The sequence below is a fragment of the Hansschlegelia sp. genome (genome assembly GCF_035538955.1).
In the GTDB taxonomy this organism is placed as follows: Bacteria; Pseudomonadota; Alphaproteobacteria; order Rhizobiales; family Methylopilaceae; genus Methylopila.
On record NZ_DATLJK010000001.1, the window covers coordinates 16,736 to 29,548 of the forward strand.

Annotated in this window: 13 protein-coding genes; 7 read left to right on the plus strand and 6 right to left on the minus strand. The window is 66.1% G+C overall.

What is annotated here, in order from left to right; all coding sequences use genetic code 11:
• Positions 1–95: 95 nt before the first annotated feature.
• From VM780_RS00070 to VM780_RS00085, 4 genes are all read left to right on the plus strand, one after another.
• Positions 96–1,313, plus strand: coding sequence for an acyl-CoA dehydrogenase (locus VM780_RS00070; RefSeq protein WP_325443855.1), 1,218 nt, complete (start codon positions 96–98; stop codon positions 1,311–1,313).
• Between the two features lie 229 nt (positions 1,314–1,542).
• Positions 1,543–2,559, plus strand: coding sequence for an LLM class flavin-dependent oxidoreductase (locus VM780_RS00075; RefSeq protein ID WP_325443856.1), 1,017 nt, complete (start codon positions 1,543–1,545; stop codon positions 2,557–2,559).
• 204 nt (positions 2,560–2,763) lie between these two features.
• Positions 2,764–3,522, plus strand: a complete 759-nt coding sequence (locus VM780_RS00080; RefSeq protein ID WP_325443857.1) for an SDR family oxidoreductase — start codon at positions 2,764–2,766, stop codon at positions 3,520–3,522.
• Positions 3,523–3,535: 13 nt separating this feature from the next.
• Positions 3,536–3,976 (plus strand): hypothetical protein, encoded by a 441-nt coding sequence (locus VM780_RS00085; protein ID WP_325443858.1) that lies wholly within the window; start codon positions 3,536–3,538, stop codon positions 3,974–3,976.
• 6 nt (positions 3,977–3,982) lie between these two features.
• Here VM780_RS00085 and VM780_RS00090 read toward each other — a convergent pair whose 3' ends face one another.
• From VM780_RS00090 to VM780_RS00110, 5 genes are all read right to left on the minus strand, one after another.
• Entirely contained in the window at positions 3,983–4,882 is a 900-nt protein-coding gene (locus VM780_RS00090; protein WP_325443859.1) for a sigma-70 family RNA polymerase sigma factor, read from the minus strand.
• Positions 4,869–5,264 (minus strand): hypothetical protein, encoded by a 396-nt coding sequence (locus VM780_RS00095; protein ID WP_325443860.1) that lies wholly within the window; start codon positions 5,262–5,264, stop codon positions 4,869–4,871. The genes VM780_RS00090 and VM780_RS00095 overlap by 14 nt, the downstream gene beginning before the upstream one ends.
• Positions 5,265–5,436: 172 nt before the next feature.
• Positions 5,437–6,417 (minus strand): hypothetical protein, encoded by a 981-nt coding sequence (locus VM780_RS00100; RefSeq protein WP_325443861.1) that lies wholly within the window; start codon positions 6,415–6,417, stop codon positions 5,437–5,439.
• A gap of 92 nt (positions 6,418–6,509) precedes the next feature.
• Positions 6,510–7,202 carry a response regulator gene (locus VM780_RS00105; protein ID WP_414652758.1) on the minus strand — a complete coding sequence of 231 codons (693 nt, stop codon included), beginning with the start codon at positions 7,200–7,202 and terminating at the stop codon, positions 6,510–6,512.
• The gene (locus VM780_RS00110; RefSeq protein WP_325443863.1) at positions 7,199–8,707 is read right to left on the minus strand and encodes a HAMP domain-containing sensor histidine kinase; all 1,509 of its coding nucleotides are present in this window, start codon (positions 8,705–8,707) and stop codon (positions 7,199–7,201) included. Before VM780_RS00110 ends, VM780_RS00105 begins: the two co-directional genes overlap by 4 nt.
• Before the next feature lie 170 nt (positions 8,708–8,877).
• Here VM780_RS00110 and VM780_RS00115 point away from each other — a divergent pair, with 170 nt between their 5' ends.
• From VM780_RS00115 to VM780_RS00125, 3 genes are all read left to right on the plus strand, one after another.
• Complete coding sequence (locus VM780_RS00115; protein ID WP_325443864.1) at positions 8,878–9,375, plus strand: cupin domain-containing protein; 498 nt, start codon at positions 8,878–8,880, stop codon at positions 9,373–9,375.
• A gap of 53 nt (positions 9,376–9,428) precedes the next feature.
• On the plus strand, positions 9,429–10,190 hold the full coding sequence (locus tag VM780_RS00120; protein ID WP_414652759.1) for an alpha/beta fold hydrolase: 762 nt from the start codon (positions 9,429–9,431) through the stop codon (positions 10,188–10,190).
• 537 nt (positions 10,191–10,727) lie between these two features.
• Positions 10,728–11,429 carry a VIT family protein gene (locus VM780_RS00125; RefSeq protein ID WP_325443865.1) on the plus strand — a complete coding sequence of 234 codons (702 nt, stop codon included), beginning with the start codon at positions 10,728–10,730 and terminating at the stop codon, positions 11,427–11,429.
• 375 nt (positions 11,430–11,804) lie between these two features.
• Here the strand turns inward: VM780_RS00125 and VM780_RS00130 are convergent, their stop codons facing one another.
• Positions 11,805–12,791 (minus strand): acetamidase/formamidase family protein, encoded by a 987-nt coding sequence (locus tag VM780_RS00130; protein WP_325443866.1) that lies wholly within the window; start codon positions 12,789–12,791, stop codon positions 11,805–11,807.
• Positions 12,792–12,813 lie beyond the last annotated feature (22 nt).

The window sequence follows — 12,813 nt, forward strand, 5'->3', positions numbered from 1 at the left end:
CCAATATCGAACTGAGCCTTTCGGCCCGCGGCGGCCACGGGCGAACGGCTAGACCCCGAGGAGCGCGAACGGCTCCGCAGAGACCGGAGCAAGACGTGGCACAGCCAGAAAGAGCGGACCAGCCGACGACTGCGGCCGCGCCGTTCGAATGGAGCGATCCGCTCCTGCTGGAGACGCAACTGACGGCGGACGAGCGGATGATCCGCGACGTCGCCCGACGCTACGCGCAGGAGAAGCTGCTTCCCCGCATCGCCGAAGCCTATGCGGAGGAGAAGACCGACCGCGAGATTTTTCGGGAGATGGGCGAACTCGGCCTGATCGGGGTCTCGCTGCCCGAGGCTTACGGCTGCGCGGACGCCGGCTATGTGTCCTACGGCCTCGTCGCGCGCGAGATCGAGCGGGTCGACTCGGGCTATCGCTCGATGAACAGCGTGCAGTCCTCGCTCGTGATGTATCCGATCTTCGCCTATGGCGATGACGTCCAGCGCGAGAAGTATCTGCCGAAGCTGGCGAGCGGCGAGTGGATCGGCTGCTTCGGGCTGACGGAGCCGAACGCCGGCTCCGATCCTGCGGGCATGAGCTCCCGGGCCGAGAAGGTCGCCGACGGATACCGGCTGACCGGCTCCAAGACGTGGATCACGAATGCGCCGATCGCGGACGTCTTTGTGGTCTGGGCGAAGTCCGCCGCGCATGAGAACCAGTTGCGCGGCTTCATACTCGAGAAGGGGATGCCCGGACTGAGCGCCCCGAAGATCGGCGGCAAGCTCGCGCTGCGCGCCTCCATCACCGGCGAGATCGTGATGGACGGCGTGGTGGCGCCGGAAGAAAGTCTCCTGCCCAACGTCTCCGGCCTCAAGGGGCCGTTCAGCTGTCTGAACCGCGCGCGCTACGGCATCTCATGGGGCGTCATGGGCGCGGCCGAGGACTGCTTCGAGCGCGCGCGGCGATATGCTCTCGACCGCAAGCAGTTCGGCCGGCCGCTCGCCGCGACCCAGCTCGTTCAGAAGAAGCTCGCCGACATGCAGACCGAGATCGCGCTCGGCCTGCAGGCGGCGCTTCAGGTCGGCCGCCTGATGGACGCCCGGAAGATGGCCCCCGAGATGGTCTCGCTGGTCAAGCGCAACAATTGCGGCAAGGCGCTCGACATCGCCCGGGTCGCCCGCGACATGCACGGCGGCAACGGCATCTCGAACGAGTTCCACGTGATGCGCCATTCCCAGAACCTCGAGGCGGTGAACACCTACGAGGGCACCCATGACATCCACGCCCTGATCTTGGGTCGCGCTATCACCGGGCTGAACGCATTCGGCTGAGCGGTCTGCGCGCCGGGGCGCACTGGCGCAGCTCCTTGTTCGGCGTGACGCAGGCTTGCTCTCCGCTCTGCCCTGGTGAGCTTGCGCAGGAGCAAGCAAACGCATCTCCCGCTTCTCCCGTCGAGTCCGTACATCAGCGGCGCGGGATCGCCTCCAGATCCCGCCCGACGCTTCAGCCGCCATTTCTCGGCGATCCCACCCAGAAGCGCGGCGACACGGAAGAACGCTCATGAAACGGATCGGCTTTCTCTCCTTCGGACACTGGTCGCCATCGCTCCATTCCGAGGCGCGCTCCGCAAGCGACGTGCTGCTGCAGTCGATCGATCTCGCCCTGGCGGCCGAGGAACTCGGCGCGGACGGCGCCTATTTCCGCGTCCATCACTTCGCGCGCCAGCTCGCCTCGCCGTTCCCGCTGCTCGCGGCCGTCGGCGCGCGAACGAAGCGCATCGAGATCGGCACCGGCGTGATCGACATGCGCTATGAGAACCCGGCCTACATGGCGGAGGACGCAGGCGCGGCTGACCTGATCAGCCGCGGCCGGCTGCAGCTTGGCATCAGCCGCGGCTCGCCCGAGCAGGTGATCGAGGGTTGGCGGCATTTCGGCTACGCGCCGGCCGAAGGCGAGACCGACGCCGACATGGGCCGTCGTCACGCCGAGGCCTTCCTTGAACTGCTAAAGGGGGAGGGTTTCGCCGAGCCCAATCCGCGCCCGATGTTCGCCAACCCTCCGGGCCTCCTGCGGCTCGAGCCTCATTCCGAGGGGCTGCGCGAGCGCATCTGGTGGGGGTCGGCCTCGAACGCCACCGCCGTCTGGGCCGCCAAGATGGGCATGAACCTGCAGAGCTCGACGCTGAAGGCGGACGAAACGGGCGAGCCGTTCCACGTCCAGCAGGCGAAGCAGATCCGCGTCTTCCGCGAAGCCTGGGCCGAAGCGGGGCATGCCCGCCAGCCTCGCGTCTCGGTGTCGCGCTCGATCTTCGCGCTGACGGACGACCGCGACCGCGCCTATTTCGGCCGGAGCGACAGCAGCGATCAGGTCGGGATCATCGACGACATGCGCGCGGTGTTCGGCCGGACCTATGCCGCGGAGCCTGACCGGCTGGTCGAGCAACTCCGGGCGGACGAGGCGATCGCGGCGGCCGACACGCTGCTTCTCACCGTGCCGAACCAGCTCGGGGTCGACTACAACGCCCACGTCATCGAGGCGATCCTGACCCATGTCGCCCCGGCGCTCGGCTGGCGCTGATGACCCCTGCTGGCGCATGTGCGGACTGACCCGCGACCGCTCGACGCCAGTTCAGACAGGCGCTGATCTGCAGAGCTGACCTTTGTTCAAGCCCTCGCGCCGGCTGAACCGAAACATTCGCTGCCGCTGATGTCACATCTCCCGTGAGCTCGCTCGTCATGTCTCCTGAAAGCCCGGTAGGGGGCGACACAGATGGAGAGTCACATGAAGATCGTGGTCATCGGCGGCACCGGCTTGATCGGTTCGCAGGTCGTTCCCCGGCTGAAAGCCGCCGGACATGAGGTCGTCGCGGCCTCGCCCAACACCGGAGTCAACGCGGTCACAGGCGAGGGCCTGGCGGAGGCTCTGACGGGCGCGAGCGTCGTGGTCGACGTCGCGAACTCGCCCTCCTTTGCGGACGAGGCCGTCCTCGACTTCTTCGTCCGCGCCGGCCGAAACCTCGCGGCGGCCGAGAAGGCCGCCGGCGTCGCGCATCACGTCGCGCTTTCAGTGGTGGGGACCGAGCGCCTGCTCGACAGCGGCTACTTCCGGGCCAAGCTCGCGCAGGAAGAGCTGATCGCCTCGGCCGGCATTCCATGGACGCTGGTGCGCGCCACCCAGTTCTTCGAGTTCGCCGCCACGATCGCCGCCGCTGCGACGGTCGACGGCGTGACGCGCGCAACCTCGGCTGCGATCCAGCCGGTGGCCTCGGCCGACGTCGCGGCCTTCGTCGCTGAAGTCGCGCTGGCGGAGCCGCTGAACCGCATGGTCGAGATCGCGGGACCCGAAAAGATGCCGATCGCCGAGCTCGTGGCGCGCTACTTCGAAGCTGTCGGCGAGCCGAGGACCGTTCTGTCCGACGACGCGGCAGGCTATTTCGGCACGATCATCGACGACCGCTCGCTGACGCCCGACGACGGAGCGCGGATCTCGGACAAGCGGTTCGGCGACTGGCTCGCCGCCCAACCTAAACCAGCCGTCTGAGCGGAAGATGCCGATGGACGCGGCCTACGTCTCGGCGCTCGCCGCGCTCGCCGGCTCGGCCATCGGCGCGCTGGCCTCGTTCGCGACCACCTGGCTGACGCAGCACTCCCAGGAACGCGCGACCCCGCTGGTGCAGGACCGCGCGCGCCGCGAAGCGCTCTATGGCGAATTCATCCGGGAGGCCTCGACCCTGTTTGGCGACGCCTTCCGGCATGAGCTCGACGATCCGGCCAAGCTCGTGAACCTCTATGCGCTGGTCAGCAAGATCCGGCTGTTCGGAGAGCCCGAGACGCTGAAGGAGGCCGAACGCGTCATGAGGCGGATCGGCGAGACCTACTTCTCGCCGAACAAGGACCTTGCGGCCTTTGCGGACATCCGACACGCAGGCGACCTCGACCCTCTCTGCGATTTCTCCAGCGCCTGTCGCGCCGAACTCGCCATCGCCCGGCGCTGACGGACGCTAGTGGGGCCTCGGCGACGCCACGCCCCCACCAAACCGCTCCACCAGGCGCCCCAATTTGTCAGGATTGCGCGTGAAGTAGATCCCGACGATCAGGCCGTTCTCGATCTCGAGCGCCACTGTCTGAAACGCGCCGCCCGGCTCCACGCTGAAGTAGCCCGGCAGGCCGTCGATCCAGAGATCGCGCAGCTTGCGCGCCTGCTGGATCCACGACTTGCGCGCCGCGCCCTCGAACATCCGCGACACCCGCTCGATCCCGATGATCGGCCGCGGAAAGGCGTGCGCCTTGCCGCCCCCATCGGAATGAACGACCACGGAGTCCGCAAGCATCGCCCGCAGAGCGGCGACGTCGCCGGACGCCGACGCTTCGAAGAACGCCTTCGCGATCCTGGCGCCTTCCTCCCGATCGACGGGGAACCGGGGCTTGGCCGCCTGAATATGTTTCCGCGCCCGCGACGCGAGTTGCCTGACGGCCGGAGGCTCGCGCTCAAGCGTGGTCGCGACGTCGTCGAGCGGGACCCCGAAGACGTCATGAAGGATGAACGCCGCCCGCTCGAGCGGCGAAAGCCGCTCCAGCGCCAGCATCAGAGTCAGGGTGATGTCGTCGTCGAGATCTTCCTCGGGGGTCGTGGCGAGCGGTTCCGGGAGCCAGGTTCCGAAGTAGGTCTCGCGCCGAACGCGCGCCGATTTCATGACGTCGAGGCAGAGTCTCGTGACCGCCCGCGAGAGGAAGGCGCCAGGCGAGGCGACCGCGGCGTGGTCGACCTGACGCCAGCGGATCCAGGCGTCCTGCACGACGTCCTCCGCCTCGCCGAAAGAACCCAGCATGCGGTAGGCGAGGCGCACGAGCCTCGGGCGTTCCGCCTCGAACGCCCTCGTCGCCTCGTCAGCGGCCAGCATGGCGCGCCGACCAGACCGTGAGGGCGATGGCGACGAGCGCGGGCGTCGTCACCGCCGGAAAGTCCCGCGCCAGCGCGTCGGGCCCGCAGATCCCCACTGCGACCTCCCAGAAGTGGAACAGCGCATGGCCTGACAGCCAGACCGCGCCCGCGCCCCACAGCAGCGTGCGAACGTCGGGGCGCGCCGCGCCAAGCGCGAATGCCGATCCAAGGAACACGAAGATCAGTCCGATGTCGCGGAGGAAGTGCTGGTTGAACGGACCGGTCGTGGTGACGCCCGGTATCGCGAAGTACCAGGCTTGCGGATCGGCCAGCATGTAAAGGCCGTTCGCCGCAAGGCCCGCGCCGAACAGAACTGCGAAGGTGAGGATAGCCTTGGTCATGAAGATGCCCCTAAACGGAATGGTCGGGGTCATGACGAACGGGCCTCGCTCAGTGTGACACGTCGCCGGAAATATCCGGCCTTCCGGATCGAACGCGCCAAGCCCTCCGCTCCTCTCCCGACATGAGGGCTAAGCCGGGATCCGCGCGCTGGCGGCGGGGATATTGGCTGTTCTAGGGAACTTCCCACGTCAGGCCGAGGTGCGGGCCATCAGTATGGCTTTTAGGACGCAGCTCAACTTCGTCCAAACCTCCTGTGGTCTGGATCGCGTCGGACGCCCACCAGATGGCGTCCGTGTGTTCATCTCCGGAATAGTCAGAATATTCAACCATAATTCCAACGGATATTATGACGTGCATGCCAATCGAAATATCTCCGGCATCAATACCGGAATGGAAGATCGGGTATGTCGCCGTTGGTCCGACAATCTGATTGACCTCAAGAGATGTCCATCCACCGCCGGCGCCAAATAGGTGATGGATTTTTTTAGTATTTAGGACGTTTGATTGAGATGTTTCCTTAAGTATCATAGCCCTTGTCTGACCGTTATTCCTAAGAACAAGTTTTATGTCGTAAGATAGGCTCCCATTGTCGCATTTAATTTTTGCCCATCCTTCGTATGCGTCAAGATATGGCCGGAGCTGCTGCTTTGCGCTGTCTTTAGCAACGCTGACAGCATCTTGAGCAGCTTTAGCCGCCTTTGCGGCAGCGAAGGCGGCCCACCCAGTGAAGATCAGGCTGATGACAAGCGCCAGAAACTCCAAGGCGGTGAGGCGAAGCGAGAGCCGGTTAAGCCTGTTACCCTCTTCTACAGCCATGACCGCCGCCCATTGGGCGCAGAGATCAGCGTCGTCCCGATCCTTGGGATGATCGCAATAGGGCTGATAGGGATTGGCAGTGACCGCGGGATTTTTTCCCGACGCCGGAGCAAGATGGTCGCGGGCTGGCTGATATTCTTGCTTGGGATATGATTGTTTCTCCGCGCGGTCGAGCTGCTGATAGCCGGCATGTAGTAACCCGAAAACGGCGATCAGTCCGACCATCGCGAGGACGTAGCGCCAACCGCTTCCAGACATTGCAGCATGAGCACCGCGGTGAGTTTCCCCGGGCGCGAGCTTATTGCGGATGTTCGGCTCTGTCTCGCTGACTCCCATCGCCGCCAGCTTCTCGCTCGGCGTGTTCGCGAAGCGGGGGGGGGGGCGCCGCCAAGAAGCTCATCCCACTTCGTCGTCGGAAGGCGGACGGCTCACCAGGGCTGGTCGTCCGCGCTGTCGCGGCCGGCGCATCCCTCCGCCAAGGGCGAAATCACGCCGTAGCGCATGCAGTAGTAGACAAGGTCGATGTCGGACGACACGCCGAGCTTCGTCTTCACCGCATAATGGTAGTTCGCGACGGTTTTGGTCGTGAGGTTGAGCGTGCTTGCGACCTCCTCGGTCGACTTGGCGTCGAGCAGCATCCGCAGCACCTCGAACTCCCGCGGCGACAGCCGTTCGAGCGCGGACGCCTCCTCCTCCAGCCGGGTCGCGGCGAGCGCCGCCGAGATCTCCGGACACAGCGCCGACCGGTTGCGCGCCACGCTCCGGACGGCGCCCGCCAACAGGTCCGGCGCGCTGCTCTTCGTCATGTAGCCCTTGGCGCCCGCGCGGAACGCCTGAAGGGCGTAGCTCGAATTGGCGTGCATGCTGAAGACCAGGATGCGGGCGCGCGGATCCCACTGGCGTATCTGGCGGATCACGTCGATGCCGCCGCGGCCGGGCATGCTGATGTCCACCACGGCGACGTCGGGCGAGGTTTCCTTGTAAAGCCGATAGGCGGCGACGCCGTCGCCGGCCTCCGCGACCACGGCGATCCCGGCTTCCTTCTCGAGCAGGCGCCGATAGCCTTCCCGCACGATGGCGTGGTCGTCGACCAGCATCACCCTGATCGAGCCGTCCATCATCCCGCTCCCCGCTTGTCGAGATGGACGGAGAAGCTCGCCCGCAGCTCGACGCCTCCCTCCGCGCGCTGATCGACTCTCAACGCGCCGCCGAGCGCGCAGACGCGTTCGCGAATGCCGACCAGCCCGGCGCCGGCCAGGGGGTCCGGCGACGTGACCGGGGAAAGGCCGACGCCGTCGTCCGTCACCGTCAGTTCGATGAGCCGGGATCGCTCTTCCGCCGGAGATGACGCGTCAGGTTTCTCACGCAGCACGACCTCGACGTTGCGCGCCGCCGCATGGCGCGCAGCATTGTTCAGGCCCTCCTGGACGATCCTGTAAATGTGGCCGGCCGCCTCCGCCGGGACATCCTCGAAGCGGCCGTGCGCCTGGAACGCGAAGCGGGTGCGGCCCTTCGCCTGGCGCTCATGGCCGGCGACCAGCCCCTGAAGGCTCGCGATGAGCCCGAGATCATCGAGCTCGGGAGGCCTGAGATGCGCGAGAGTCTCGCGAAGCGCCCGCATCGTTCCCGACGCCAGCGCGACAAGCTCGTCGCTTTCTCGGGAGGCTTCGGGCGCCGCGACGCGGACTGTCTTGCTGATGGACGCTGCGACGCAACTCACGGCCGTCAATCTCTGGGCGATGTCGTCATGGAGTTCGAGGGCGATCATCCGTCGTTCGCGTTCCTGCGCGTCGACGAGCTTGCGGGCGAATTCGGCGCGGTCCGCCGTGGTCGTTTGAAGGGTCCGCGCGAGTTCGTTGAACACCTCCGCGATCCTCTGCAGTTCGTAAAGGCGGAACGTCGGCAGGCGGCTCGACAGGTCGCCGTCGGACAGCCGGTTGACCCCAGAAAGGATCTCGGCGGCCGGCCGCAGCGCATGATCGACGACCACATAGACGAGGATGCACAGCGCGCCGATCATCATGACCCAAAGGCCGAGCGTCCGCGTCAGCTCGGCCCATGCGCTGCGCGCGACGGTGACCGGATCGATTGTCGCCCGGATCACGCCCCATGTTTCGCTTCGATGCACGAGGCGGCGCTCCGCCAACGACCGATCGAAAAACAGCGTCCGATAGATGCCCACAAACCAGTCGGGCGGGTTCGGCGCGCGCTCGTCGCTTCCGACGCAGCTTGAGTTCCGGACGTTCTCATCTGCGTCGAACAGCCGAACGCACTGGCCCGAACCGAGCGTGAACTTGAGAACGGAATCCCAATCGGGGAAGCGATCGGCGCGATCCAGGCCCCGCGTGATGCGGACGACCTGAACAAGAAGCTGCTTCTCGACCGCCTCCGCCGCGCCCTCGTTCTGGCGGCGCGCATCGGCGGCCACGTTGTGCAGGACGACGATCGCGCCGCCGCTCAGGCACAGCGCCGCGACCATGACGATGCGGCGGACCAGCGCCCATTTGAGATCGACGCCGCTGCGCCGCCGGGGCGGAGCGATTTCCCGCGCCGGGATCGCTGACGGGTCGGCTTGCGCCGCGACGCCGGCCCCGGACTGGTTCGGGAAAATTGCCCAAGGATTCATGTGCGGATCGCTGTTTCGGCCCAGCTCAGGGCGATCATTATGAATGGGCCGGATCTTGAGATGCTGATCCCGGATTAGCAAGTAGATCGGCGAAAAGACAGATAATTTCCAACGTAGACTTGGTCTGAGGGCCTGTCTGCGCGCGCAGTACTTAACGCAGGGGATCAGTCATGACTTCGTGGATACGTCAGGATCTTCGACTTGCCGCGCTGGCGGTCGCCGGCTGCCTCTCGACGGCCGCCTTGGCGGAGGAACCGGGCCATAAGCAGATGATCACCATTCAAGACGCGGCTGCGGTGCAGCGGAAGCCTGCGCCCGCCGCGCTGCCGAAAGGGATCGAGATCAGCGTCATCATGGGCGACCCGGCCAAGCCCGGGCCGTTCGCCCTGAGGCTGAGGATTCCGCCCAAGACCATCATCGCTCCGCACACGCACGCGACCGACGAGACCGTGACCCTGCTTGCCGGCGCCCTGGTCCACGACATGGGCGAGACGATGGTGGAGAGTCGTGGAGAGCCGTTCGGGGAGGGGGGCTTCCTCTATCTGCCGGCCAACATGCCCCACTCGCTTTGGACAAAGGATCAACCGGCGGTGATCCAGGTGAACGGCTCCGGTCCGTTCGGCCTGAACTACGTCAATCCCGCCGACGATCCGAGCAGGCCGCGCTGACGCGCGCGCTGAACGCCCCGACATCCGAAACACGCTACGAAGAGCCCCACGACATGGGATCGACGCGACTTGCGCTTTCGCTTGCAGGCGGCGCGATGCTGGCGATGGTCGCGAGCGCGCTCGCCTATGCGGCCCCGATCAAGAACGTGGTCATCGTCCATGGCGCGCTGGCCGACGGTTCGGGCTGGCGCAAGGTCCATGACCTGCTCAAGGCCAAGGGCTACAAGGTGACCGTCGTGCAGCCGCCGATGACCTCGCTGCAGGACGACGTGGCTGCGGCGCGGCGCATCCTGGATCTCCAGGACGGCCCATCCGTGCTTGTGGGCCACAGCTATGGCGGCATGGTAGTGACCCAGGCGGGTTCGGCGGAGAACGTCGCCGGCCTGGTCTACGTCGCGGCGTTCCAGCCGGACGAGGGCGAGAACCTGCTCGATCTCGCGGGCAGGACCCCGCCCGCAACGACCGGCGTCAAAGCTACCGCCGACCAGTACCTCTACCTCGACCCGAAGGTCTTCGCGGCCGACTTCGCCGCTGACGTGCCGGCGGCGGAGGCCGAGTTCATGGCGGCCTCGCAGGTCTTCCCGTCCAAGGCGAGCTTCGAAACCAAGATCAGCGAACCTGCGTGGAAAACAAAAAGGAGCTGGGCGCTCATCGCCTCCGACGACCGCGCGATCCATCCCGACCTGATGCGGACCATGGCCAAGCGAGCCGGCAGCACGGTGAAGGAGGTCAAGGCGAGCCACGCTCTGTTCATGTCGCAGCCGGCGGCGGTCGCTGACCTGATCGACACGGCCGCCAAGGCTCTCTCGAAATAGCCGCCGCGCACAGTCCAAGGCGCTGCGGACCAGCTAGACTTCATCGTCTGTGGCGGGGGGCGTCTGTCTCCGTGGCGGCCAAGCGGCTGGCGGAAAGTCGGGACAGCGACAGGCGATCGACTCCCGACGGGATGAGGCTCCATCCTCTGCGAATGCGACGCGGACCCTTTTGACGGGCGTTCGTCGCTCTATCGCTCGCACATAGAGCCGGCTTCTGACCTTAATTCCTTTTCCTACCGTCCTTTGAACCAGGTGCTGCTTCTCGCTCATCGAGCGGCGGAGCATGCGCGAGCTGTAGCCGGGCCGAGGCGATCGGAGAATTGGCAAGAGCGCCTTTTACGATATCGATCTCGCCAAAGGCCGACGGCTGCGATCAGCTTGGGCTGTAGCCGGTCTCGTTGAACAAAGGATCGCTCTGATGCGGAGAACGAGGGAAAGCCGAAATCCCAAGGTCGCTAAAGGGCCCAAGCCGCACCAGCCCGGGCCCGGACGGAATTCGGAACCCCCGGCTGCGGCGCGGCTTGAAGGAGCCGCGTCATGAGCCGCCTCGCTCATTCCGAAATCCACATGATCCATCGCATCGGCTGGTTGCGCGCCGCGGTTCTGGGGGCGAACGACGGGCTCGTCTCGACCGCGAGTCTCGTTGTCGGCGTCGCCGCCGCGGGATCCGGACGTTCGGAGGTCCTGATCGCAGGGCTTGCCGGACTCGTCGCCGGAGCGATGTCCATGGCCGCGGGCGAGTACGTCTCGGTCAGTTCACAGGCTGACGCCGAACAGGCCGACATCGCGCGCGAAACGCGGGAGTTGGAGGAGACGCCCAAGGAGGAGCTCGACGAGCTGACGCGCATTTACGTCGAGCGCGGGCTCGACGAGCCTCTGGCCCGGCAGGTCGCTATTCAGCTGACCGAGAAGGACGCCCTCGGCGCGCACGCACGCGACGAGCTCGGCATCTCCGAGACTGTGACCGCTCATCCGCTTCAGGCCGCGCTCGTCTCCGCGGTCACCTTCGCGGCCGGCGCCGTCGTCCCATTGATCGTTGCATCGATCGCGCCTGGCGCAGAGATCACGCTCTTCGTCGCGGCCTCGACACTTTTCGGGCTCGCGGCGCTCGGCGGCCTTGGCGCCTCGGCCGGAGGCGCAGGAATCGTCAAGGGAGCCGTCCGCGTGACCTTTTGGGGCGCGCTGGCCATGGCCGCGACAGCCGCGGTGGGGATGATCTTTGGCGTGAGCGCGGGATGAGAATGGCGTTGAGCGAATCCCTCGCCCGCGCGCGATCTTCCTTGCCGCCCGGATCGGCGCGAGACTTCATACCTCACGGGATATCAAGCCGGCTAAGCATCGCTATCCGCACCCGGCGCACTTGCGAACTTGGCGCTCGGCAGTGGACTTGGCCGCAGACGCGAAGGCGTTTGCTGGTTCGTGGCGAGCGGGCTTCGGGGCCAGGGCCCTAAACGTGGCGCGCGCTTGCTGGCGGTGCTGCGCTACGCCGTCGAGGGCAGGGATCCCGAAGCCGGAACGCGTGGCGGATCAAGCTCGCGTATTTGATCACGGCGCCACATGCGCCGCCGCGCCGAATGAGGACGTGACAATCCTGGCGCGCGGGCCCGCGGCCTCCTATAGCAATGACTTGGAAATCGAGGCGCCGAGCGTGTATTTGGGGTCGACCATGTTGCCGACCCGGAGCTTCCCCGCCTGCGTCAGCAGCATATAGGCTTCGAGCTCGTCATAGCCGTAGTCGGCGGCCATCCAGCGGACGAGCTCGCGATAGGCGATGCGCGCGGCGTCTTCCATCGGGCGACCTGAGCCGATCGTCATGATCGTCTCTTCGGTCTCGAGCCTCGGCCAGCGGAACGTCCAATTCTTGATCAGGTCGATCTGGACGGTGGTCACCGTCGGATGCTCGATCGCGAAGCCGCAGAGTTCGCCGTCCCCCTGCGTCGCGTGGCAGTCGCCGAGATAGAGCAGTCCTCCCGCGGCGTGGACCGGGAGGTAGATCACGGCGCCCGGCGCGACGTCCGGCAGATCCATGTTGCCGCCATAGTAGTCGGGGACGAGCGAGGAGATCGCCTCGATCTCCGGGGAGGTTCCGATCGTGCCGATGAAGGGTTCGTAAGGCAGGGTGATCCTGTCGTTCCAGACGACGCCCTTCTCCGGCGTGACCTCGAGCTTCTTGACGATCTCGGGCAGGGGAGGATTGAGCAGCGCGGTGTCTCCCGTGCCGACGAGACCCCCGAACTCCGGGATGATGCAGGTCGTGCCGACAGGCTGGGAACCGCGGGGCACGATCTTCTGGATGTAGACCGCGAGGCAGTCGCCCTTCTCGGCGCCGTTGACGAAGATCGGCCCGTTCTGCGGATTGAGGAACGGGAAGTTCAGGATGGCGCTCGGGCTGTCGCTCTCATTCCGGATCTGGCCTTCCATTGCGTCATGGGTCTCGGCCGAGACCACCGCGCCAGGGTCGACCCGCAGCACCGGCGCGGCGTAGGGGCCGTAGACGTAGTGATACTTCCCCTGCGACTCCTCGGTGATCGCGAAGGATGCCCCGGGCCGCCCCTTCGCTTCGCCGCGTTTCGCCATGATCGAGTGCTCGAGCCAGCTCATGATGCCGTTCTCCTGAGGGAGG

What these genes read in the sequence shown, in the direction of transcription:
- VM780_RS00090 (WP_325443859.1), bottom strand. Translation starts at nt 4,882, where the DNA reads ATGCTGGCCGCTGACGAGGCGACGAGGGCGTTCGAGGCGGAACGCCCG.
- VM780_RS00125 (WP_325443865.1), top strand. Translation starts at nt 10,728, where the DNA reads ATGAGCCGCCTCGCTCATTCCGAAATCCACATGATCCATCGCATCGGC.
- VM780_RS00095 (WP_325443860.1), bottom strand. Translation starts at nt 5,264, where the DNA reads ATGACCAAGGCTATCCTCACCTTCGCAGTTCTGTTCGGCGCGGGCCTT.
- VM780_RS00120 (WP_414652759.1), top strand. Translation starts at nt 9,429, where the DNA reads ATGGGATCGACGCGACTTGCGCTTTCGCTTGCAGGCGGCGCGATGCTG.
- VM780_RS00130 (WP_325443866.1), bottom strand. Translation starts at nt 12,791, where the DNA reads ATGAGCTGGCTCGAGCACTCGATCATGGCGAAACGCGGCGAAGCGAAG.
- VM780_RS00085 (WP_325443858.1), top strand. Translation starts at nt 3,536, where the DNA reads ATGGACGCGGCCTACGTCTCGGCGCTCGCCGCGCTCGCCGGCTCGGCC.
- VM780_RS00115 (WP_325443864.1), top strand. Translation starts at nt 8,878, where the DNA reads ATGACTTCGTGGATACGTCAGGATCTTCGACTTGCCGCGCTGGCGGTC.
- VM780_RS00080 (WP_325443857.1), top strand. Translation starts at nt 2,764, where the DNA reads ATGAAGATCGTGGTCATCGGCGGCACCGGCTTGATCGGTTCGCAGGTC.
- VM780_RS00100 (WP_325443861.1), bottom strand. Translation starts at nt 6,417, where the DNA reads ATGGGAGTCAGCGAGACAGAGCCGAACATCCGCAATAAGCTCGCGCCC.
- VM780_RS00110 (WP_325443863.1), bottom strand. Translation starts at nt 8,707, where the DNA reads ATGAATCCTTGGGCAATTTTCCCGAACCAGTCCGGGGCCGGCGTCGCG.
- VM780_RS00105 (WP_414652758.1), bottom strand. Translation starts at nt 7,202, where the DNA reads ATGATGGACGGCTCGATCAGGGTGATGCTGGTCGACGACCACGCCATC.
- VM780_RS00075 (WP_325443856.1), top strand. Translation starts at nt 1,543, where the DNA reads ATGAAACGGATCGGCTTTCTCTCCTTCGGACACTGGTCGCCATCGCTC.